This is a genomic window from Kitasatospora sp. NPDC057965 (assembly GCF_042887135.1).
GTDB lineage: Bacteria > Actinomycetota > Actinomycetes > Streptomycetales > Streptomycetaceae > Kitasatospora.
Genome location: NZ_JBHVPZ010000006.1, coordinates 79351 through 99517, shown reverse-complemented (window position 1 = coordinate 99517; position 20167 = coordinate 79351). Strand labels below are relative to the sequence as shown.

General features: G+C 72.8%; 17 protein-coding genes. 5 read left to right on the top strand and 12 right to left on the bottom strand.

What is annotated here, in order from left to right; genetic code table 11:
* Positions 1–14: 14 nt before the first annotated feature.
* The 4 genes from ACFVVU_RS09480 to ACFVVU_RS09465 form a co-directional block, all read right to left on the bottom strand.
* A complete protein-coding gene (locus tag ACFVVU_RS09480) occupies positions 15–815 on the bottom strand; it encodes a zf-HC2 domain-containing protein (RefSeq protein ID WP_387789206.1) in 801 nt (266 codons plus the stop codon).
* An 89-nt stretch (positions 816–904) separates the two neighbouring features.
* Positions 905–1453 (bottom strand): RNA polymerase sigma factor, encoded by a 549-nt coding sequence (locus ACFVVU_RS09475; RefSeq protein WP_387788946.1) that lies wholly within the window; start codon positions 1451–1453, stop codon positions 905–907.
* A gap of 129 nt (positions 1454–1582) precedes the next feature.
* Entirely contained in the window at positions 1583–2089 is a 507-nt protein-coding gene (locus ACFVVU_RS09470) for a hypothetical protein (RefSeq protein WP_387788945.1), read from the bottom strand.
* Positions 2073–2693 (bottom strand): TetR/AcrR family transcriptional regulator, encoded by a 621-nt coding sequence (locus tag ACFVVU_RS09465; RefSeq protein WP_387788944.1) that lies wholly within the window; start codon positions 2691–2693, stop codon positions 2073–2075. Before ACFVVU_RS09465 ends, ACFVVU_RS09470 begins: the two co-directional genes overlap by 17 nt.
* Positions 2694–2776: 83 nt before the next feature.
* Between ACFVVU_RS09465 and ACFVVU_RS09460 the strand changes: the two genes are divergently transcribed.
* Both ACFVVU_RS09460 and ACFVVU_RS09455 read left to right on the top strand, forming a co-directional pair.
* Positions 2777–3619: a dienelactone hydrolase family protein gene (locus tag ACFVVU_RS09460; protein ID WP_387788943.1), complete on the top strand. Its 843-nt coding sequence runs from the start codon at positions 2777–2779 to the stop codon at positions 3617–3619.
* A gap of 88 nt (positions 3620–3707) precedes the next feature.
* The gene (locus tag ACFVVU_RS09455) at positions 3708–4001 is read left to right on the top strand and encodes a DUF1330 domain-containing protein (protein WP_380686600.1); all 294 of its coding nucleotides are present in this window, start codon (positions 3708–3710) and stop codon (positions 3999–4001) included.
* 242 nt (positions 4002–4243) lie between these two features.
* Here the strand turns inward: ACFVVU_RS09455 and ACFVVU_RS09450 are convergent, their stop codons facing one another.
* From ACFVVU_RS09450 to ACFVVU_RS09440, 3 genes are all read right to left on the bottom strand, one after another.
* Positions 4244–5434, bottom strand: a complete 1191-nt coding sequence (locus tag ACFVVU_RS09450; protein ID WP_387789204.1) for a homoserine O-acetyltransferase — start codon at positions 5432–5434, stop codon at positions 4244–4246.
* On the bottom strand, positions 5431–6792 hold the full coding sequence (locus tag ACFVVU_RS09445) for a bifunctional o-acetylhomoserine/o-acetylserine sulfhydrylase (RefSeq protein WP_387788941.1): 1362 nt from the start codon (positions 6790–6792) through the stop codon (positions 5431–5433). Before ACFVVU_RS09445 ends, ACFVVU_RS09450 begins: the two co-directional genes overlap by 4 nt.
* A gap of 658 nt (positions 6793–7450) precedes the next feature.
* Positions 7451–8473: a polyprenyl synthetase family protein gene (locus ACFVVU_RS09440; RefSeq protein WP_387788940.1), complete on the bottom strand. Its 1023-nt coding sequence runs from the start codon at positions 8471–8473 to the stop codon at positions 7451–7453.
* A 916-nt stretch (positions 8474–9389) separates the two neighbouring features.
* Between ACFVVU_RS09440 and ACFVVU_RS09435 the strand changes: the two genes are divergently transcribed.
* Entirely contained in the window at positions 9390–11741 is a 2352-nt protein-coding gene (locus ACFVVU_RS09435) for a collagenase (protein WP_387788939.1), read from the top strand.
* Between the two features lie 285 nt (positions 11742–12026).
* Here the strand turns inward: ACFVVU_RS09435 and ACFVVU_RS09430 are convergent, their stop codons facing one another.
* From ACFVVU_RS09430 to ACFVVU_RS09420, 3 genes are all read right to left on the bottom strand, one after another.
* Positions 12027–12668 (bottom strand): dihydrofolate reductase family protein, encoded by a 642-nt coding sequence (locus ACFVVU_RS09430; RefSeq protein WP_387788938.1) that lies wholly within the window; start codon positions 12666–12668, stop codon positions 12027–12029.
* Positions 12669–12949: 281 nt separating this feature from the next.
* Positions 12950–13867 carry a hypothetical protein gene (locus tag ACFVVU_RS09425; protein WP_387788937.1) on the bottom strand — a complete coding sequence of 306 codons (918 nt, stop codon included), beginning with the start codon at positions 13865–13867 and terminating at the stop codon, positions 12950–12952.
* Positions 13858–14172, bottom strand: a complete 315-nt coding sequence (locus ACFVVU_RS09420; RefSeq protein ID WP_387788935.1) for a hypothetical protein — start codon at positions 14170–14172, stop codon at positions 13858–13860. Before ACFVVU_RS09420 ends, ACFVVU_RS09425 begins: the two co-directional genes overlap by 10 nt.
* A gap of 667 nt (positions 14173–14839) precedes the next feature.
* Here ACFVVU_RS09420 and ACFVVU_RS09415 point away from each other — a divergent pair.
* The gene (locus tag ACFVVU_RS09415; protein WP_387788933.1) at positions 14840–15751 is read left to right on the top strand and encodes a glycoside hydrolase family 19 protein; all 912 of its coding nucleotides are present in this window, start codon (positions 14840–14842) and stop codon (positions 15749–15751) included.
* A 195-nt stretch (positions 15752–15946) separates the two neighbouring features.
* On the opposite strand, the gene ACFVVU_RS09410 is transcribed toward ACFVVU_RS09415, so the two are convergent.
* Together ACFVVU_RS09410 and ACFVVU_RS09405 are read right to left on the bottom strand one after the other, a co-directional pair.
* Positions 15947–16909: a hypothetical protein gene (locus ACFVVU_RS09410; RefSeq protein WP_387788932.1), complete on the bottom strand. Its 963-nt coding sequence runs from the start codon at positions 16907–16909 to the stop codon at positions 15947–15949.
* A 126-nt stretch (positions 16910–17035) separates the two neighbouring features.
* Positions 17036–17458, bottom strand: a complete 423-nt coding sequence (locus ACFVVU_RS09405) for a peptidase inhibitor family I36 protein (RefSeq protein WP_387788931.1) — start codon at positions 17456–17458, stop codon at positions 17036–17038.
* A gap of 660 nt (positions 17459–18118) precedes the next feature.
* Here ACFVVU_RS09405 and ACFVVU_RS09400 point away from each other — a divergent pair.
* Entirely contained in the window at positions 18119–20101 is a 1983-nt protein-coding gene (locus ACFVVU_RS09400; protein ID WP_387788930.1) for a hypothetical protein, read from the top strand.
* Positions 20102–20167 lie beyond the last annotated feature (66 nt).

The window sequence follows — 20167 nt, the reverse complement described above, 5'->3', positions numbered from 1 at the left end:
GGGTCGAGGAGGGTTCACAGCGTCGAGTACGTGTTCCTGCGGGCGATCACGGCGCCGGTTCCGAGCGCGAGGAGCAGGCCCCAGACGGGCAGGTGGTCCGGCCGCAGCAGGAGTTGCAGGGCGGGGGGCACGTGTCCGACGGCCCACGCGGGGACCACGACGACGGCGCCCCACCCGGCCGCCAGTCCGACGGCGGCACGGGTCACTCCGACCACGCTGCCCAGCGCCAGGGCGGTGGAGGTGAAGGCGAGGGAGGGCAGCAGCCACTGGGCGGCCGTCGTGGTGCCGGTCAGCAGGCCGCCCAGCAGGAGTCCGGGCAGGACCACCAGGAGGACCGCCGTGGTGCGCCTGAGGAGCAGCGGCAGGCCGGCCCGGGCGGTCGAGGCCGTCAGTTCGTGTGCCGGGTCGAGTGCGCGCGACCACGACGCCGCGACGCCGCACAGCGGCAGCACGGGTGCGAGCGGCAGCAGGAGGGAGGTGCCGCCGAAGAACGTCGGCGGCGCGAGCGCGTCGAGCAGCAGTGCCACCAGGGTGACGGCGACGGTCATGGCCAGCCAGGGGGTCATGACCGGCGTCAGCCAGGCCGAGGCCCACCCCGGGCGGTACCGCCGCGCGGGCGCCGGGCCGGCCGCGTCCAGCTGCGGTTCCAGACGGGCCCGGACGGTGTCCAGGAGCTCGGCGACGTCGGGTGCCGTGGCGGCCACGGAGGCGGCCAGCCGGCCCCGGCACGGCGCGCAGGTCTCCAGATGGGACTCCAGCGCCCACACGGTGTCCGCGGCGATCGTGGTGTCGCCGCGCGCGTAGTCGTCGATCAATCGCCCCGACAGGTGGTCCCGGTCGGCGCGGCCGTCCCGCCGCACTCGGCGGACGCCCCGTCCGGCGCGGTTGTCGACGATCCGCTCGCTCATGTCAGCGCCTTCCTCATCGCGATCCGGGCCCGGCGGGCACGCGTCTTCACGGTGCCTTCGGGCAGTTTGAGCAGGACGGCGGTCTCCCGGACGGAGAACCCGTCGAGCACCGTGGCCTGCAGCACCTCGCGCAGTTCCGGCGCGAGCTTCCGCAGGGCGTCGCCGACGTCACCGCCGACGGTCCCGGCGAGCGCCTCGTCCTCCGCCGCGAGCACCACCGTCCGCTCGGCGACGGCGACAGGGGGTTCGGCGTGGTGGGCGCGGCGCCGGAACGCGTCGACGAGGCGGCGTGCCGCGATCGTCCACAGCCACCCGACGGCCGTCCCGCCGACCGCGCTCCCGGCGAAGGCGCCGGCCGCGCGCCACACCGCCAGGTAGGTCTCCTGCATGACCTCGGCGACGATCTGCTCGTCGGCGCAGCGGCGGCGCAACCGCATCGCCAGCCACGGCGACGTGCGCCGGTACAGCTCGTCGAACGCTGCCCGCTCACCCCTGGCCACCAGCCGGACGAGGCGTTCCTCGTCCAGCTCGTCCAGTGCCCTCATGCTTGATCTCACACCAGCCAGACGCCCGCTGTGGCGTGCAGGTTCTTGTTTTCGCGTGGTCTGCGTCACACCTTCGCGGTCGCGCCGGCCCGGCGTCTCCGGTGGAGACGTGCTGGCGGGTCCGGTGCGTCACCCGCTCGTCCGGGCCGCCGCACCGGCCCAGGCGGCCACCTCGGCGGCGACCCCCGGCTGCATCGGGACGGTGTTCCTCAACTCCACCAGGACTGTCGGCAGCAAGGGGACGTTTCGGTGGTGTTCGGCGGGGACGGTTCGACGGCGGCCGGCGGGGAGGGGCTCGGCGGCGGCCGGCCGGTTCCTGGCGTCCAGCCAGGCGGCGGCGCTCCCACCCCTGCCGCGGGCCCGCACGAACGCCAGCACCGCCTCCGGGCGCGGCAACGACTCCCGGCGCAGCATGTCCGCCGCCGTGCTGCGCGCCAGCACGTCCCCGTACTGCGCGGCGTTGGCCTCCAACTGCCGGTAGGTCAGGCCGGCCTGTTCCTTGTGCCCCGCGTCCGGGCGCCGGTGCGAGCGGGCGTGCTCGCAGCGGTCGCGGGCCGGCGGTCCTGCGTCGCTCCGACGATCCGCCCGGTGCCGCAGACAGCTCCTTCGAGCGTCGCCGTCAGGTGCTGAGCACATCCAGGGACAGGCGTCTGGCGCGGTCCAGATCGGTATCGTCGCCGAAGAGTTGGTAGCGGGTGTTGGCGGCGCGCAGGTAGGCGTCGATGCGGAAGGCGTCGTCGGCCGGGAAGCGGCTGCCGGCGGCGGACAGTTCGGACTCCAGCAGATGCAGCCACTCGCGGACGAGGTCGCGGACCGCGTCGGCGACGGGGCCCTTGCGGCGGCCGTATTCGACCGAGGTCGTGGTGATGAAACACCCGCCGGGGAAGACGCCGGCGCGCAGATAGGCGACCCAGTTGTCGAGCAGGGCGCAGAGCCGGGGCCTCCCCGGGGCGGCGGGCCACGACGGCTCGACGACGTGCCGCCGGTACAGGGCGCGGGCCTCGGCGACTGCGGCGACCTGGATGGCCTCCCGGTTGGCGAACACCGTGAGGATGCCGCTCTTGCTGTGCCCGGTCCGGGCGGCGAGCGCGCCGACGGTGATGGCGTCCAGCCCGTGCACGGTCGCGGACAGGGCCGCCTGCCGGGCGACTTCGTGCCGTGTCCGGTCGCCGCGGGCGCGGCGGCCGTCGGCGCGCGGCGCGGGGGATTCCGCGGCGGGGTCGGGGGTGTCCGGGGCCATCCGCCGATGGTATGCGATTGGTCGGTCGTGTAGTGTGCGGCAATTAGTACGACCGATCGATCGCATAGTTGGGGGTGCGGATCATGGGTGTCGACGGCGGCGCCGGGCTGGACGGCTTTGCGAAACGCGTGCTCTCGCTGTCCGGGCGCGAGAAGACCGTCCATGTGGCCGGGAGCGGGCCCGCGGTGGTCGTGATGCCCGAGATGCCGGGTATCAGCCCCGACGTCGTGCGCTTCGCCGGGTGGGTGCGCGATGCGGGGTTCACCGTCTACGTGCCCTCGCTCTTCGGCGTCGACGGGGCGTATCCCACCGTCGAGCTTGCCGAGCCGATCCTCAAACGGGCCTGCGTCAGCGAGGAGTTCAGGGCGTTCGCGGGCGGTGGCACGAGTCCGGTGGCGGTGTGGCTGCGCGCGCTGGCCAGGACCGCGCACGACGAGTGCGGCGGACCGGGCGTGGGCGCGGTGGGGATGTGCTTCACCGGCAACTTCGCGCTGAGCATGACGCTGGAACCGGCCGTCATCGCCCCGGTCCTCGGCCAGCCCTCGCTGCCGCTGGACGACCCGGCCGCCCTGGAGCTGTCGCCGGACGACGAGGCCGCCGTCCGCGAGCGGTTCGAGCGCGACGGACTCACCGCACTCGGCCTGCGCTTCGACACCGACAGGTGGTGCACCGGCCGACGCTTCGCCGCCTACGCACAACTGCTCGGCGACCGCTTCGACGGCCGCGTCCTCCCCGGCGAGTACGCGAACCCCGAGCCGCCGCCGTTCTTCCGCGACGTGGTGCAGACTCCCCACAGCGTGCTCACCGCGCACCTCGTCGACGAGGAAGGCCACCCCACCGTGCAAGCCCGCGACGACGTCCTCGCATTCCTGCGCGCCCGCCTGCTTCCCGACCACACCACGGCCTCACGGCCGGAAGCAACCTGACCGCGACGGCATACCGGCGGCAGCCCGTCGACATTCGTCCACGACCAGTCCGTACGTCGGATGCACTCATCCCACCACTGGAGGTTCCATGCCCAAGGGCTACTGGGTCAGCGTCTACCCCGCCATTTCCGACCTTGAGAGGCTGACCGCCTACAACAAGCTCGCCGGTCCGGCCGTCCGCGCGGCGGGCGGGCGCCTCCTGACCCTCGACGGTCGGGTCGTCGCCCACGAAGCCGGAATCACGCAACGCGTCGTTCTGATCGAGTTCGACAGCTTTGAACAAGCCGTCGCGGCATACGAGAGCGAGGCGTACCAGAAGGCGCTGGTGGCCCTCCCCGACGGCTACGAGCGCGACTTCCGCATCGTCGAAGGCACCGGCTGACCCGGCCGCCGTCGTCCGGCCCGACCGGGTCCGGCAGCCGCGTCACGCTCGTGCGCCGTGCTGAACCGTCCCGGCGGCGCCCGGCCGGGACGCAGCTGCCCGGCCGCTCCCCGCCGGAGGGCCGCTGACCCGCGGTGACCCCGGCACGGACCACCTCGGTTGCGACGGCGCGGTGTTCACCGTGCTGCTGCCCGGCCCGCCGGGGCCGACGGGGCCGCCCCGAGGGGCCCGCGCCGGGGTCCTCATCCGGCGGGGACGGTGGCCGACGGCTCCCGTACGTCGTCCACGAGCTCCCGTATCAGCGCCGCGACCTGCGCCGTCTCCAGGAGGAACCCGTCGTGGCCGTAGGGGGAGGAGATCACCCGGACCCGGTCGGCGGAGGGGATCGAGGCGGCGAGCTCCTCCTGCTGCGCGAGCGGGTAGAGGCGGTCGGTGTCGACTCCCGCCACCAGGGTCCGGGCGGTCACCCGGGCCAGCGCGGCGCGCGTGCCGCCGCGTCCCCGGCCCGTGTCGTGGGCGTTCATCGCCTCGGCCAGCACCGCGTAGCTGGCCGCGTCGAACCGCCGGACCAGCTTGGCGGCGTGGTGGTCGAGGTACGACTCGACCTGGTAGCGGCCGCCCGCCCGGGGGTCCTCACCGTCCTGGGCGCGGTTGCCGAAACGGACGTCGAGCTCCTCGGCACCGCGGTAGGTGATGTGGGCGAGGCGCCGGGCGATGCCGAGACCGGCATGCGGACCCCGGCCGGGAGCGGCGGTGTGAAAGTCACCGCCGTTCCAGTGCGGGTCGGCGCGGATCGCGTGGACCTGGGCGGTGGCCCAGGCGATCTGGTCCGCGCTCGCCACCGCCGTGGAGGCGAGCACGAACAGCGAGGCGACCCGCTCCGGGTGGGAGACGGCCCACTCCAGCGCGCGCATCCCGCCCATCGAGCCGCCGACCACGAGTGCCCAGCGCTCGATGCCCAGCGCGTCGGCGAGCCCGATCTCGGCCAGCACCTGGTCGCGCTGGGTCAGGCGCGGGAAGGACCCGCCCCAGTGCCGTCCGTCGGGACGGAGCGAGGCCGGACCGGTGCTGCCCTGGCAGCCGCCCAGGACGTTGGGTGCCACCACGAACCAGCGGTCGGTGTCGAGGGCGCGGCCCGGCCCGACCAGCGCGTCCCACCAGCCGGAGGTCGGGTGACCGGGCCCGGCCGGCCCGGCGACATGGCTGTCGCCGGTGAGCGCGTGCAGGACGAGGACCGCGTTGGAACGGTCGGGCGCGAGCCGCCCCCAGGTCTCGTACGCCAGCCGCACGCCGGAGAGCCGACCGCCGGCCTCGAGCGGCAGGGGCTCCGTGCTGTCGTACCAGAGGCGGCGCCCGGGCGGGTCCCCCTCCCGCCACGCGCCGGTGGCGGGAGGGGGCGTCGCCTGCGGGGTGGTCCCGTCAGCGGCGTTCAGGACGCCTCCTTCGCCGCGCGGAAGCCGGCTTCGAGGTCCGCCTTGAGATCCTCCAGGTTCTCGATGCCGACCGACAGCCGCAGCAGACCCGGGGAGGTGCCGGTGGCGGCGAGCTGCTCCTCGTCGAGCTGGCTGTGCGTGGTCGAGGCCGGGTGGATGATGAGGCTGCGCACGTCGCCGATGTTGGCGAGGTGGCTGAAGAGCTCGACGGCGTCCACGAACCGCTTGCCCGCCTCGATGCCGCCGCGCAGCTCGAAGCAGAACACCGCCCCGGCACCGCGCGGGAGGTAGCGGCGCCCGGCCTCGTACCACTGGTTGGAGGGCAGTCCGGCGTAGTGGACGGCGGCGACCTCGTCGCGCTGCTCCAGCCACTCGGCGAGCGCCTGGGCGTTGGACGAGTGGCGCTCCATGCGCAGGCTCAGCGTCTCCACGCCCTGCAGCAGCAGGAAGGCGGAGTGCGGCGCGATGGCCGGCCCGAGGTCGCGCAGCAGCTGGACGCGCAGCTTGATGGCGTACGCGCCGGGCCCGAGAGCGGGCCAGTACCGCAGGCCGTGGTAGCTGGGGTCCGGCTCGTTGTAGTCGGGGAAGCGATCGGCGTGGGCACCGAAGTCGAAGGTCCCGGCGTCGACGACGACACCTCCGAGGGTGGTGCCGTGGCCGCCGAGGAACTTGGTCGCCGAGTGGACGACGACGTCGGCCCCGTGCTCGATGGGGCGCAGCAGGTAGGGGGTGGGGACGGTGTTGTCGACGATCAGCGGGATCCCGGCCTCGTGGGCGACGTCGGCGACGCCGCGGATGTCGAGAACGTTGCCGCGCGGGTTGCCGAGGGTCTCCGAGAACAGGGCCTTCGTCCCGGGCCGGATGGCGGCCCGCCAGGCGTCGAGGTCGTCCGGGTCCTCGACGAAGGTGACCTCGATCCCGAACTTGGGCAGGGTGTGCCGGAAGAGGTTGTACGTGCCGCCGTAGAGGGAGGCGCTGGAGACGATGTGGTCGCCGGCGCCCGCGAGGTTGAGGATGGCGAGCGTCTCGGCGGCCTGGCCGGAGGCGACCGCCACGGCGGCGACCCCTCCTTCCAGCGCGGCGATCCGCTGCTCGAAGACGTCCTGGGTGGGGTTGTGGATGCGGGTGTAGATGTTCCCGGGCTCGGCGAGCGAGAAGAGGTCGGCCGCGTGCTGGGTGTCGCGGAAGACGAACGAGCTGGTCTGGTAGATCGGGACCGCCCGGGCGCCGGTGGTGGGGTCGGGCACGGCACCGGCGTGCAGCTGCTTGGTCTCGAAGGACCAGGCGGGGGCGGTGGATCCGGCGGACTCGCCGTCGGGCGTGCGGTCGGCGGTGACGGCGTCGGTCGGCTGGCTCATGCTTCTCCTCGTACACATGTGGAGCCCGGTGGGCCGGGCTGGCGCCGATGTGAGCGGCGGGTGCGGGGAACGGGCGTACGGGCGCTCCGGGCGGAGCGGGTACGCGGATCGCGGCTACGGCTGCGGAAAGATCACCAGGCGCCGCGTCAGCGGGCGGTGGGACAACTCATGGTCGTGACACGCGTGTAGTCCACGTGGCGTCGGGTCACGAGCATGATCATGGGCTCAGCGAACCACAGGCGCGTTGCGGACACCAACGCGTCCCACCATGCGGACAGCCGGCGGTCCGATGCGTGGATGCGCTCCATTTTCCCGATGCGGCGCGCACGTTGGGGGCGGTCCTGCGGTGGCGCTGCGCGAGCGTGCCGACCGGGACGGCGGAGGGGGACGGCCGCCGTCCGGACGCGCGTTCTCGCCCACCGGGCTCTCTTGTCACCCCGACCCGCCCCCGCGGACATCCCGGCCTCGGCCCTACGGCAGGGCGGCTTCGAAAGCCGCCGTCCGACGGTCCGACCGTCCGACCGGCTGCCGTGCGCCGCGACCGGCCGTTGTCCTCCGCTTGTCGGGGGCAGGAGGGTGCTCCTCGTGGATCGGGCCGACCCTACGGGGTGGGAGCGGCGCGGGCGGCCGGTGCCGGTGGCCGGTCAGGGTGTGGAGGTCAGGGCAGCTCGTCGGTGATCGCGTCGAGGAAGACGGCGAGCTCGGCCCTGGCGGCCGGGTCGCGGACGGCATCGGGCAGCGCCTGTCCCGCCAGGCGGACGTGCTCCCTGATCCGCGTTTCGAGCCAGGTGCGGCCTCCGCACGCTGCGACCAGGGCGGCGACCTGCGCGAGTTGATCGGGGTGGGGCTCGCCGGAGTCGTCGTAGAAGGCGGCCAGTTGGTCCCGGGCCGGGCCCCGGGAGCGGAGTGCGTGGGCCACGAAGGCCCGGCTCTTGCGCCGGCGAAGGTCGGCGAGGGAGTCCTCCAGGGAGTCGCGCGAGCGGCTCCAGACTCCTTCCCAGTCGTCGAAGAACGCCATGGCCATCCCGGCGTGGTAGCCGAACCGCTCGGCCGCCGCCACCTCGGCGTCACTGGCTCCGCGTACCACCGCGCCGACCAGGCAGACGCCGGCGGTGGGCAGCGCGATGGTGCGCTCCAGCAGGTCGAGCGAGTCCCGCAGGCTCATCCGCGAACTGCCCTCGGACTCCAGGTCCCGGATCTGGCCCGAGCAGCACTCCCGGACGGCGAGGGCGGCGCGGCGGCTCAGTTCGACGGCGACCCGTGGCTCCTCGGCGGCGAGGAGCTCGAAGGCGAGGCAGTGGAGGGCGACGCCCACCTGGATCGCGGCCGGGACGCCGAATGCGTTCCACAGCGTCGCTCGACCCTTGCGGATCAGCTCGCGGTCGATGATGTCGTCGTGGACGGTGCCCGCCGCGGACATCAGGGTGCCCGCCACGGCGGCATTGCGGACGCCGTCCCACGCTTCCTCGCTGCTGCCGGCGCACAGCAGGGACATCAGTGCCGGACGGCGACGGAACCCCACCGGGGTGGACGGCCGTCCGTCGGCGTCGACCCAGCCGAAGTGGTACTCCGTCATGTGCAGAACGGGTTCGCTGAGCCTGCTCGTCGCCTCCCGCAGCGCGGGTTCGAGGTAGGCGATCACGTCGTGGGTGATCTGCTCCGAGGTTCGTACGGTCCGCAAGATGGCCTCCTGCAACGATGGGCGGGACCGGTGCGGGTACGCGGTTTCCCGGCCGCCAGGTGATCGACCGGAAACCCGTCGACTCTGCGTCACCGAGGTGCCACAGACTGTTTCGGCCAGTATCGGGGATCGGCATCGGCCGCCGCATGTCGGGCCCGTTCCCGCCGGGGGCGGGCCCTTCTCCACGCCCGCACCGAAGCAGGCCTCGACGCCGACACTCCACGACGCTCCCGCCGTCCGCACCCCGCGCTGCCTGAACCGCCCCCGCCGGCCGGAGGGGCCGGGCCGCTTCCGGGCGCGAGCCCCTCACCTGCCGCGCTGTCACGGAGGGCTGCGCCACCGGAACCGTGGCGCGTCGGCCGGTCACGGGCCGCGTTGGCGTCGCCCCGCCCGGAAGGCTGCTTGCCCGCAATGGCGGCCCGACGAGGACGCATATGTGCTGGACGCCGGCGGGCCGACCGTCGGCGCGCCGGCTCCCGGGTTTCCGGGCTATCCGAGGACAGGACTAGTGCAATTTCACATTGCGATGTAAGTTTCCCCATCAAGATCGGCGGGTTTCCCCGCAGGTGGCCACAATCCCCTCCTGCCGCCGGTTCCACCCCCCCTCAGGAGAACCGTGTCGATTTCTCTGATCCCGCTTCCGGACAGGTCCGTCCGGATGGAGGGCTAAGCCCCCTAACAGCCGCCACGCCCCGTCACCGGCACCCCCACTCCCGTACGAGGACACCCCCCCAACTGCGTCCCGTACGGTCCACGGCTCCGCGCCGGCTCTCGGCGCGGTCATCGGCCCCGGCCGCCGGTCCCCCACGCCTCGGCGCCGGTGTCGCCGGCACGTGCCGCCTCTCTCTCCTCCCTCGGTACGCGCCCGCACACGCACCATCAGACCACCCCCCCCACATCCCTTGAGGAGATCTCGGTGCCTTCATCAGCCACCGTGCGCAACACCCTGCTCTCGGCCGCGCTGGCCGCTGCGCTCGCGGTCCCGCTGCTGCACAGCGCTCAGGCCTCCGCCGAGCGCGCGCCCGCCGCCGCCCCGACCGCGGCCGCGGCCCGCACCGCCCCCGTCCTGCCGCAGGCCGGCGACCACCTCGCCCACCAGGGTGCCCCGGGCGGCGCTGCCGCCGCCGGCCCGCAGGGCTGGCCGGGGACGGCGACGCGCCAGCCGACCACCGGCCTGCAGTCCGGCGACCCGGCCGACCCCGCCCTCCCGGCCGCCGCCTCCGCCACCTCCGCCAAGAGCGCCGCCTGCACCCCCGAGGTGTTCACCTCGCTCACCCCCGCGGCCCTCGTCGACTTCCTCACCGACCGCGGCCACACCTACCAGGACTGCCTGCGGCCCCTGCTGGTCAACTGGGACCCGCGGACCGCGAAGGTGATGACGCCCGAGCACGTGCGGGCCGTCGCGGCCGAGGTGAGCTCCCGCGCACCGTCCTTCGACAGCGCGAACAACCTCAACCAGCAGGAACTCTGGTACTACCTGCACATCGCCGTCTTCTTCGACTTCAACCACACCGAGATCGACCTCGGCGACGACACCACCGTCGCCGCCCTCGACCGCGCGATCCGCGACTACACGGCCAACCCCCGGGTGTTCGAGCCCACCACCACCAACGGCGACACCATGGGCGAACTACTCCAGGCCGGCAGCGCCCCCAGGCTGCGCCTGGCCCGCCTGCCGCTGGTGAAGCAGGTCATGAGGACGTTCGCGCCCGGCTCGCCCGTGACCGGCGACCGGGGCTGGAACTGGGCCGTCCAGGGCGCCCTCCAGATCAACTTCCAGGGCATCGAGAACGTCGGCGAGGACCCGCAGGGCCTCTTCCGTGCCGCCGTCGCCGCCGACGCCGACTACCGCGAGGCGTTCCGCGCCTACGCCGGCTACACCCACCTCAAGGGCACGGCCAGCGAGTGGGCGGCCGCCGACGCCATGCTGGAGTACGGGCGCTTCGCCCGGATCGATGCCCTCAAGCCTGAGCTGAAGCAGCGCATCGGTGCCCAACTGGACCTCGCCGCGGCGACCTTCGGCCGGATGAGCCGGCCGTGGGCCAACCTCCTCGCCCCGGTCAACGACCTCGGGCTGTGCGGCCAGTACGCGGTCTGCCGCACCGACCTGGAACGCCTGGTGTTCCCCCACACCTACAGCTACGACAACGGCACCCTGATCGTGCGCACCGCCCTCGACAGGGCCACCGCCGACCAGCTCTACTACGCCACCAAGCAGGTCAAGGCCCAGTTCTTCCGGACCCTGGGCACCGACCAGCCCCTGGCCGGTGACAACCACCCCGTCCTGACCGTCCAGCTGTACGACACCAAGTCCAACTACCAGGCCCTGCAGTACGTCCTGTTCGGCATCGGCGACGTCCAGAACGGCGGGATGTTCATCGAGGAGAACTCCACCTTCTACACCTACCAGCGCACCACCCAGGAGTCGTACTTCAGCCTGGAGGAGCTGTTCCGGCACGAGTACACCCACTACCTCAACGCCCGCTGGGCGATCCCCGAGGAGGGCTACACCACCCGCTGGCCCAGCGACGCCACCTTCGCCATGAACGAGGGCACCGCCGAGTACTTCGCCGGCGCCACCCGCGACGGCGGCGTCAAGGCCCGCAAGTACATGCTGCGCCAGATCGGCTGGGACGACCAGGCCGGCACCCCGCGCCTGAGCGTCGACCAGATCCTCCACGCGACCTGGAACGGACTGGGCTTCCGCGCCTACCCGTACTCCGCCGCCTTCTTCAACCTGCTCGGCGAGAAGCACCCCGACCAGCTCGCCGAGATGTACCGCCTGCTGCGCGCCGACGACCGCACCGGCTACGACGCCTGGCGCGACCGCCTCGGCAGGGACACGGCCCTCCAGCGCGAGTACACCGCCTACCTGGACGCCGAGGTCCCGCTCGCGGACGGCCTCTTCGTCCCCAACACCACCTACACGGCCAACGGTTCGCTGAACTACGCCTGGGCCTCCGAGATCCGCAACGCCTTCGCCGCCGCCACGCAGAACACACCCGACTGCAAGGACAACGGCGACTGGGACAACAAGATGCGCTTCACCTGCACCGGCCGCATCACGGCCAACCTGACCAACGCCGCCGACTCCGGCCAGACCCGCAAGGACATGGCCGCCACCGTCGACCACTTCCTCCTCGGCCGCGCCGGCGCGGCCGCCAACAACATGGCCGACATGAACTGCTGGTTCGGCAAGGTCGACGTCTGGCCCTCCGGCCAGGCCGGCACCGCCGACTACACCTGCGAGGGCCCGCTGCGCCGCTGACGACGCCGCCCGTGCACGACGCGCCCGGTCCACCGCCCGAACGGGCCACCGGGCGCGTCGTGCACACCGCCCTCGGTCGTCGTCACCGGGTCACGGGCCGCGCAGTACGGCGGCCGGCGTGCACAGGAGGCGGTGACCCACCGTGGCGGCCTCGTCGGGTACGAGCAGCCGTGCCCCGCGGGCAGCAACAGAACAGGGGTGCGTCGTCGTCACCGACCGACTCGGCGCCGCACGGGGTGATCCCGTCGGCGTCGACCGTGATCACCGGATCACCGGATCACCGGATCACCGGCCGTCGTCGTGCCCGAGACCACGGCCGGGCGCGCTCATGTCGCCCGTCCTCGGCGTGCCGTCGGCGAGCCCGTAGCGCAGGAACACCGTGCCCGTGGGTCCGGCCACCGGTGCTTCGAGCAGCGTGACGTTCGTGGGCACCGCGCCGCCGTCGAAGACCTTCTTCCCGACTCCGAGCACGACGGGGTGCACCCACAGGTCGAGGCGGTCGAAGAGCCTGTCCCGCAGGAGGGTCTGCACCAGGTCCAGGCTCCCGACGACCTTCACGTGCTCGTGCCGGTCGCGGATCGCGCGCACCGCGTCGGCCAGGTCCGGGCCGAGCCGCGTCGATCCGGCCCACGGGAGCTCGGGCGTGCCGCGCGAGGCCACGTACTTCGGGACGCGGTTGAAGAGCTCGGCGATCTCGCCCTCCGTCTGGCGCGGCCAGTAGGAGGCGAAGAGGTCGTAGGTGCGTCGGCCGAGCAGGAGGGCGTCCGTCCCCTCGTACGCGGCAGCGATCTGCGCCCCGGTGACGTCGTCCAGCAGCGGCACCTGCCAGCCGCCGAACGGGAACCCCGCAGGGTCCTCGTCCGGTCCGCCCGGCGCCTGCCCCACGAGGTCCAGGGTCGCGAACAGCTCGATGTGGATGAGGCCCATGTCTGTACTCCCGATCCGTCCGGTGGTCCCTGTCGAGATGTAGACCCCCCGGGGCCGGAAAACTCATCGCCACGCCGTCCCGCCGTCATGCCCTCGGGTTCCGCTCGGTGGCGCAGCGGCCCCGCTTCCCCAGGCGGGGCGATCCCGGCGCGCGCGCAGCGCGACCACAACGCGCGCCGGTCGCGTGGCCGTGCCGCCCGCGCGGGGCCGATTACCTCACCACCACCGGCCCGGGCGGGCGGGCGTACGTGCGGTCGTCCCTTCATTCCCCCCGTGGGAGGTCAGCGCTGGTAGCCGAGGTGTCGGCGGGCCGCGACGACGAGTGCGTGCCCGTCGGACCTGGTCCACGGCCGGCCCGGCCCGAACAGCCTCGTGATTCCGTTCGGTTCGAGCAGGGTGTCCGGCTTGGCGAACATCGACCAGACGCCGAGCTGGTACTTCAGGAAGTCGAGGGCGCCGCGGAACGCGTCGTCGAGCGATCCCGCGCGCAGGGTTTCGTCGGGGACGCTGTGGATCAGGCATTGCGCGAAGTACGACGGGAGGGCCCTGGACGCCCCCGCCGAGGCCGGATCGGACGCGACCGCCTTGAGGGCGCGGACCGCGTACGTGTAGCGGTGGCCGGTCGCGGTGTCCTTCGCCCGCCCGTTCTCCAGCTGCTGCCGAGGCCAGTTGACGAGGTGCCTGCCGTCCCGGGTGAACACGACGGTGCCGCGCTGCTCGGTGCCCATCAGCACGGGCCGGTGGAGGTAGCCGAAGCACGGCACCACCCGGACGCCCGGCCGGCCGCCCGGAACACCGGGGACGCGGAGAGCGGTTGCGCGGCCGGTGTCGACGGCGTCGTGGACGGCCGTCAGCGCGGCGCCGAGTTCGGACCGGAACTCCGCCGGCGTCCAGCGGCCGCCGTACGCCCGGTGCTGGCGGGCGAGGCCCGGGGACGACACGCCGGCCGCGGCGCCGTGGAAGGTCCGTTCGGTGAACTCGACCCTGATGTCGATGTCGACGGTGCTGTCGAGGTGAGTGCCGTTCGCCCAGGATCCGATGGGTTCCACCAGCAGCCCGAGATCCGCGAACGCCGGATGCCGTGCCACCGCCTCGGCCACCAGCTGCCGCGCGTCCTCCAACCACTCCCGGTCCGAGGCTGTCCGGGGCTCGGCCCACCGGGCGAGCTCCGCGATCCGCTGCGAGTCCGTCAGTGGCATGCCCGCTCCTCCTCCTCGGCGCCGCCGCCGGTCCACGGCCACCGGCCGTCCTCGCGCCGCACGGGGGAGACCCCGCAGGCCGGCCCCGCCCCGCCGGCGCCCACCGTCGGCAGGAACAGCCGGTACTTCCGGGGCCGTCGGACGCCGATCTGCGCCTCCAGCCCCACGAGCCCGGCCGGCGACGGCACCGGGTCGATCCGGAACCGGTGCCCGATCGCGCCGAACGGGGATTCGGGCACCGCCGCCGATGCGCGGGCCGACTCCTGCGCCCGCTCCCGTACACCCGTCCACAACCGATCGTCCATGGGGCGGAGAGTAGCCTGCAGGTGTGACACGCGATCCGGTGGCGGAGGACCACGCCGGAACGCGGTGTCTCAGCGCAGCCGACCGTCGTCCCGGGTCGTGGAAACGGGCACCGGGCACCGGGACGACGACGCCGAGGCCCTGGCGAGGGGCTTGACGGCGCCGAAGACGGGAAGCGGCAGGTCGGTCGTGCCTGGCCCGATGACGCGGTGAACCTCTTCTCCCGTCGTCAGCAGCCCCCACCGCAGCCATTCCCGGACGCGGATCGCCCGCAGCGTGTCGGGCCGGCGACCGCCGCGGCGCGCTCCGCCCGGTGTCCGGCGGCCAGGAGCCGAGCCGTGGCCCGGACGCACCTCGGCCGCTCGGACCGCCGCACCCGGATCGACGGATCGCCGTCACCCGTTCGCCACCGCCACTGCACCGCCACCGCACCGCCACCGCCGGTGGTCCGGTGATCGGACTCCGGGTCGGAAGCTAGTGCTGAAGATCAGTCAACTCAATGGAAAAAGACGCTTGTTGCAGCCTGCAAAACATGTCAGGGCGGGCCTTGACCGCGGTGAACGCGAAACGATTCAGTGTGCGCCAACATCGTCCCCCACGGCGCCTGTCGGCCGACCCGGCCCCCACCGGGTCTGATCGGCGTGCGCGCGATGTACGAAAGGGATACACGTGCCCAGAGCTCGTATGAAGGCAGTGCTGGCCGGTCTGATGGCAGCCGGTTCCCTGGCCGCCGCGGCCCTCGTGCCCGGTACGGCGTCCGCCGCCACCCCCACCCCGGCGGACGAATGCGCGGTGGCGCCCGGCTGGTCGAAGGGCGCCAACTACCAGGCGCACGACATCGTTCGGTACACCGACGGCAGGATCTACGTCGCCCAGCGCGACAATCCCGGTTACGACCCCACGGTGAGCACGTACTACTGGTCGCCGTACACCTGTGGAACCGGTGGCAACCCGTACCCGAACAGCTTCGTGGTGAGCGAGGCCCAGTTCGACCAGATGTTCCCGAACCGGAATCCCGCCTACACCTACCAGGGCCTGGTGGATGCCATGAAGGCGTTCCCGGCGTTCGCGCACACCGGTGACAGCACGATGCGCAAGCAGGAGGCCGCGGCCTTCCTCGCGAACATCAGCCATGAGACCGCGGGGCTGTACTACATCAAGGAGGTCAACGAGGCGAACTACCCGCACTACTGCGACACCGGCCAGCCCTACGGCTGCCCGGCCGGCCAGTCGGCGTACTACGGGCGCGGCCCGATCCAGCTGAGCTGGAACTACAACTACAAGCGGGTGGGCGACTTCCTGGGCATCGACCTGCTGAACGACCCCTGGCTGGTGGAGAACGATCCGGCCGTCGCCATGATGACCGCCCTCTGGTACTGGAACACCCAGAACGGGCCGGGCCCGATCACCGGGCACGACGCCATGATCAGCGGCGCCGGCTTCGGGCAGTCGATCCGCTCGATCAACGGCGCGCTGGAATGCGACGGCAAGAACCCGCGCCAGGTGGAGAGCCGCGTCAACCGGTACAAGGCGTTCACGCAGATCCTCGGCGCGCCGACGGGATCCGGCGTCCCCTGCTGACCCCTCGCGGCTGACCGCGGTTGCGGGCCGGGCGTCCTCGCCCGGCCCGCAACCGTGCGGGTGGGGTCCTGGAGGCGGTCCTGCGAAGAACACCCCGGCCACCGTGAGCAGCGGCCTGCCCGGCCTGCCGTGAACAGGCGGGCCCGGCCGGGCGGCGCGTGAAGCTCGGGTGGGTGACGCCGCTCGGAGCGGCTGTCAGGGGCCCTCGGCGACCACCGACTTCGCGGTCTGCAGCATCGCGTCGTTGGCGGCCTTCGCCGCAGTCAGCTCCGACTGCCGCAGCCGGATCAGTTCCTGCTCGTACGCGGCCTCCACGGTGAACCACACCCCCACCACGTTGACCCGTTCCTTGCACTCGACGTCGGCGGTGGCGGTGGTGATCTCCTGCGTCGTCGGCCTGTCGGTGGCCGCCCAGCGGGGGTCCTTCAGCGCGTCCCCCGGGGTGGCGTAGGAGTACCCGCGCTCGGCCATGCACCGCGACCAGTCCTGGAAGACGGCCTTGACCCGGGGGTCCTCGCGCGAACGCTCGAAGCCCTCGTAGTTGACGCCCACCGCGACGTCCGCGTCCCGGCCGGTGCCGCCATGGGCGGTCAGCTCCCGCTGGGCGTCGGCGATGCACCCGCCGGCGGGGAGCCGACGGCCGCGGTACTCGACGGCGGTGCCGGAGGCGGGCCTGCCGTCCGCCCCGAGGCCCGCGCCGAGCACGGTGGTGACGTCGGGGCTCAGCGAGGGGGCGGCGGCCGGCTTCTTCCCGCGGTCCGTGTCGGGGGAGTGGTAGCCGTTCACCGAGACGTCGGAGACGTCGACCGGGTCGTAGCGGTGCGTGGTCTGGGTCTCCGCGGGCGCGACCGGGGCCGGCGCGGAGTAGTCCAGGCCGAAGCCCCGCACGCACCGGGTGACCAGGACGCCCTGGGCCTCGTCGTACTGCCGGAACTGCTCTCCGCTCAGCAGGTAGGCCTCGATCGGCAGGGCCCGGTCGTCGGCGCGGGCAAGCCGGGGCACGTCCCCGATCGGCGGCGGCTTCATGGCGGCCAGGGAAGCGGACGGCGGCGGCGCGGTCGCGGTCGCGCCGCCCTCGGGGGCGCAGCCGGCGACCAGGGCCAGCGTGGCGGGCAGCAGCAGGGCCGACAGTGACCGGCCGCGGCGCGGGGGTGTCATGCGGAGCTCCTCGGGCACCCGCCCGCGCGGCGCGGCGGGCGGTTGGGGCAGGTGGTTCGGCGGGTGGGGCGTGGCCCGGGTGCCGGACCCCGGTGAACGGGGTCCGGCACCCGGGCCGGTGCCTGCTTAGCGGGGTTCCCAGCTCTGCGAGTGGTTGTTGTTGCGCATGTCGATCGAGCCGCCGTTCCACGGCACCGCGCCCAGGTTCACCCACGAGTCGTGCGGGACGTACTGGTTCGGGCCGGTGTCGCGGATGCTGTACTCGCGGTAGTGGACCCGGAGGTTGAAGTTGTGGTCCATGTTCCACACCGAGGCGGCGTTGTTCATGACGGCCTGGCCGTTGCCGGCGCCGCCGCCACCGAAGTAGCCGTCGTAGTTACCGGCCTCGCCCTTGCCGAACTTGGCGCCCTGGAGGTTGGGGCTGTAGTAGACGCACGCGTCGCCGGTGACACAGCCGCCGCTGCTGGCGAAGGCCGGCGCGGAGGCGCCGAGCAGCACCGCACCCACGGTGGCCGCGGCGAGTACGCCGGCCGCGATCTTCTTCTTCATTTCATTGCCTCTCGATCGGTGGTTCGAGAATTCTGCGCGCCCTCGTCGTCACGGCGCCCGGTGAATTCCCGGATCGGCTCCGGGCTGTGCACCGCCCGGCAGGAAACGACTCTGCCGCAGCGGCCGGACCGGTTCGAGGGAAAAAACGAGCTTTGAGACGTCTCACTCGGCCGCGCGGCGTTGACCTGCGGTTTGAGAAGCTCGCCCGCCTTACTGTGAGACGCCGCCGTTCCGCGCGATGGGCGATTCGGTGGCTTTCTCCCGGGTTTTCGTCTTCGTTGTGACTGTTCCGCAGTGGTACCGGTTCTGACGTTGTTTCAGGCTGCCCGGATGAGGAATTGCCACTGGCAAGGCAAGCGGAACTATGCGTTCCGGTGCCGCTGGCGGCCCGGACCGGCCGGAGAGCGCCGAAATGATTTCCGAAAGGAATTCCGGGCGTCCGGGCGCGGCGCGGACACCCACCGGTGCGGCCGGGGAAGGGAAGCGGCCGGCCGATCCGGTGGGGCCGCAGGCGTTCGCCGCGCACCTGGCACGGACCGCACCGGTCGTCCGGGTGAGAGTCCGCCTCGGGTACGAGGCGGGGCGAATTTCGGACGACAGGACGGTGGGTTTCCGGGACGATGACGCCTGCTGCGCGGGACGGGTGTGTTGGTGGACGGGATGACGATGACGGGGACGCTGCTGGAAGCGCTGGACGCCGTGGTGTGGGAAGGGCTTGCGACGGCGCATCCGGTCGACTCGGTCGACGATGTTTCGCGGGCGCTTCGCCGGCTCGCCCTGACGAGCACGGCGGCGACGGAGGAAGACTGCTACCCGCTGTACTCCCTCATCACGAGGGAGGGGCGTGCGACGCCGACCGCGACGGCAGTGGCCCTGCCGTTCGTCGTCGCGCTCGCCGCCGATCCGGCCCTGTCCACGGCGGTACGGGTGGAGCTCATCGAGCTGCTGGTGGCCTTGCAAGCGCCGGAAGTGATGGGCTTCGACTGGACGCAGGCGCGTGCGCTGCTCGCGGATCCGCAGCCGGCGGTGCGACGGGAGGCCCTGCCCCTGGCAGGGGGGATCGGACAGCTGCTCGAACGGTGGCGGACGGAGACCGACCCGACGGTCCGCGTCCCGCTGCTGCTCGCCCTCGGCGAGGCGGTAGCCGCAGGGGCCGGCCAGACCGGAAGCGACGACGAAGTCGACGGGGTGCGGACGGTGCTGGCGGGGCTGGTGGACGGGGACGACCCGGTGCTCCGGGTCGCGGCCGTGCACGCCTCGGCGGAATTCGACCGGGAACTGCCGGTCCGGCACCTGGACCGGCTGATCGAGCTGTACTGCGACGCCGCGGAGCGGCCACGGTTCGAAGAAGTCTGGTACACCCCGGGCGTCAACGGCCCCTGGACCCGTGAGGACGTGGTCCGCTCGACGGCGTGGAAGCTCGCGCACGATCCTGACGCCGAACTCCGCTTCGCCGTCCGGCTGGCCGAGACGGCGGACCGCACCCGGGACGCCGCGCTCTGCCGGGAGGCCCTGGACGTGGCGTGGGGCCTCCTGACCAAGCGGCGTTCCGTGGAGGCGGATCTGCTACCGCTGGCGGGCGGGTTGTTGGCCAGTCCGGACGGAGCCGTGCGGCTGAGGGCCGCGAACATCCTCGCGGTGCTGGGCCCGTCGGCGGCCCGCTACGCCGATCGGCTCGCCGCACTGCTCGGCGACGACGCGGCCGACGAGTACCTCGACGGAACGGTCGCAGAGATCGCTCGCTGGGCACTGACCCGGATCGGTGACCCGCGCGCCCTTCCCGGCCTGGTCGAGCAGCTCCGCGCGCAGGAGGAGGAGCAGGGCCGCGGCTACTGCATCGCCGATCCCCGGCGGCCGGACGTCACCGACGTGCTGATTCCACTACGCGCCCACGCGGACGTCCTGCTGCCTGCGATGCGGGAGGCGATCCGGGAGGGCGGGGCCCGAGGCGGTGCGACCCGTGCGTTCCTCGAAGTGCTGGCGGCCTGGGGTGAGGACGCACTGCCGGCGCTGCCCGACCTCCTTCCGCTGCTCGCCGACACCTGGAGCTCCGTCCATGTGCTCCACATCCTGCGAGGCCTGGGACCGGCCGCCGCCTCGGCCGCGCCGGCCCTGAGTACCTGCGAAGTCCTGGACCACCCGGGCAACCACGCCCTGGTGGCCGCGACCGCCGAGTACATCGTCGGTGGCCGGGCGGCACGGCTGCGGCTCGTCGGCGATGCCGTCATGACGGCATCGCCACCCGGGTGCGGGCCGATCGACGCCCTCGGCGACTTCGGCGCCGACGCGGCTCCCTACGCGCCCCAGGTCCGATGCGCGATGGAGAACAGCACGCACGGGACACGCCTCACCGCCGCGGTCACGCTCTGGTCGATCACGGGCCGTCCCGAGCCGAGCCTGCGGGTCCTCGAAGAGTTCGTCCTGCCGGTCGCCGACGGCGGCGACGGCTTCCACCTCCTTCGGGACGCCCTGCGGGCACTGATCCGCATCGGCGAGATCACCCCGACGATCCGGGCTGCGCTGCTGACCGTCCGGCAGTCGGACCGCCGACTCTGCACGGACGGGGGCTACCCGATGATCGTCCGCGACAAGGAACTGCGCGCACTGGTCGATCAGGCCCTGGCGGGCAGGACGTCCTCCTGAACCCGCGCCGGCTGAAGGCCGGACTTCCATCGTGGACCTGTTCGACCCACTGGGCTGTCCCTCCCA

Bases quoted from the DNA above. Each gene is read 5' to 3' on its own strand.
- ACFVVU_RS09405 (WP_387788931.1), bottom strand. From the start codon at position 17,458: ATGAAGAAGAAGATCGCGGCCGGCGTACTCGCCGCGGCCACCGTGGGT.
- ACFVVU_RS09425 (WP_387788937.1), bottom strand. From the start codon at position 13,867: ATGCCACTGACGGACTCGCAGCGGATCGCGGAGCTCGCCCGGTGGGCC.
- ACFVVU_RS09455 (WP_380686600.1), top strand. From the start codon at position 3,708: ATGCCCAAGGGCTACTGGGTCAGCGTCTACCCCGCCATTTCCGACCTT.
- ACFVVU_RS09465 (WP_387788944.1), bottom strand. From the start codon at position 2,693: ATGGCCCCGGACACCCCCGACCCCGCCGCGGAATCCCCCGCGCCGCGC.
- ACFVVU_RS09430 (WP_387788938.1), bottom strand. From the start codon at position 12,668: ATGGGCCTCATCCACATCGAGCTGTTCGCGACCCTGGACCTCGTGGGG.
- ACFVVU_RS09475 (WP_387788946.1), bottom strand. From the start codon at position 1,453: ATGAGGGCACTGGACGAGCTGGACGAGGAACGCCTCGTCCGGCTGGTG.
- ACFVVU_RS09420 (WP_387788935.1), bottom strand. From the start codon at position 14,172: ATGGACGATCGGTTGTGGACGGGTGTACGGGAGCGGGCGCAGGAGTCG.
- ACFVVU_RS09460 (WP_387788943.1), top strand. From the start codon at position 2,777: ATGGGTGTCGACGGCGGCGCCGGGCTGGACGGCTTTGCGAAACGCGTG.
- ACFVVU_RS09445 (WP_387788941.1), bottom strand. From the start codon at position 6,792: ATGAGCCAGCCGACCGACGCCGTCACCGCCGACCGCACGCCCGACGGC.
- ACFVVU_RS09470 (WP_387788945.1), bottom strand. From the start codon at position 2,089: ATGTGCTCAGCACCTGACGGCGACGCTCGAAGGAGCTGTCTGCGGCAC.
- ACFVVU_RS09400 (WP_387788930.1), top strand. From the start codon at position 18,119: ATGACGATGACGGGGACGCTGCTGGAAGCGCTGGACGCCGTGGTGTGG.
- ACFVVU_RS09410 (WP_387788932.1), bottom strand. From the start codon at position 16,909: ATGACACCCCCGCGCCGCGGCCGGTCACTGTCGGCCCTGCTGCTGCCC.